This window comes from Acinetobacter sp. LipI_19 (assembly GCF_058242925.1).
The window spans coordinates 1-1,155 of sequence record NZ_JBZAYK010000014.1; the positions used below are offsets into that span (position 1 = coordinate 1).

At 42.6% G+C, this 1,155-nt stretch carries 1 protein-coding gene; it reads right to left on the minus strand.

The window, feature by feature from the left end; genetic code table 11:
• Positions 1-1,155, minus strand: a 1,155-nt coding sequence (locus tag AC4CVF_RS22280; protein ID WP_490789993.1) for an NAD(P)/FAD-dependent oxidoreductase, incomplete at both ends; no start/stop codon positions are given.

Genomic DNA, 1,155 nt, shown 5'->3' on the forward strand with positions numbered 1-1,155 from the left:
ACCGAATTTATGCATCGCTGGACCAAAGTTACGTGAACGATGTAACTCTTCTTTTAACCAACTGTTGTTGAATTTGTCAGTATATGCAGTCAATTCTTTAGCAAAGAAATCTTCACCTTCAGCGACACGCGCAACCGCTAAATCACCACCTTTCTCATGACCTGCTTGGATTGCTTCAAATACAGCTTCACCACACAACATACCCGATTTCATCGCAGTATGAGAGCCTTTGATTTTAGCAAAGTTTAAGAAACCAGCATCATCACCGATTAAGCAACCGCCTGGGAAGGTTAGTTTAGGTAGCGAGTTTAGACCACCTTTAACAACTGCACGTGCGCCATAAGAAATACGCTTACCACCTTCAAGATATTGCTTAATCAGTGGATGTGTTTTCCAACGCTGCATTTCAGCAAAAGGATACATGTGTGGATTTTCATAAGATAAATCGACAATCATACCCAAGGTCACTTGGTTGTTTTCAGCGTGATATAACCACCAGCCGCCTGAAGAACCTGTTTCTGCCAAAGGCCAGCCTGAACCATGCATCACTAAACCTGGTTTATGTTTAGCAGGGTCAATTTCCCAAAGTTCTTTGATTCCGATACCGTAATGTTGCGGATCAGCATCTTGGTCTAAGTTGTATCTTGCAATCAAACGTTTACCAAGGTGTCCACGGCAACCTTCTGCAAAAATTGTGTATTTTGCATGAAGCTCGTAGCCGGGGGTAAAGTTATGAGTAGGTTCACCATCTTTACCAATACCCATATCACCAGTTTGGATGCCTTTTACAGAACCATCTTCATGATAAAGGATTTCTGAGGCAGCAAAGCCTGGGAAGATAGAAACTTCTAACTCTTCCGCTTTTTGACCTAACCAGCGCACCACATTACCCAATGAAATAACATAGTTACCATCGTTGTGCATGGTCTTAGGAACCATCCAGTGTGGTGCTTCTTGAGACTTTTCAGCAGACATGAGGAAATAAGTTTTGTCCTCAGTCACAGGTACATTTAAAGGTGCACCTTGTTCTTTCCAGTCAGGGAAAAGTTCATTGATTGCACGAGGTTCAAGTACAGCACCAGAAAGGATATGCGCACCAACTTCAGAGCCTTTTTCAACCACACAGACAGAAAGGTCTGGAAGATTGTTTTCAAG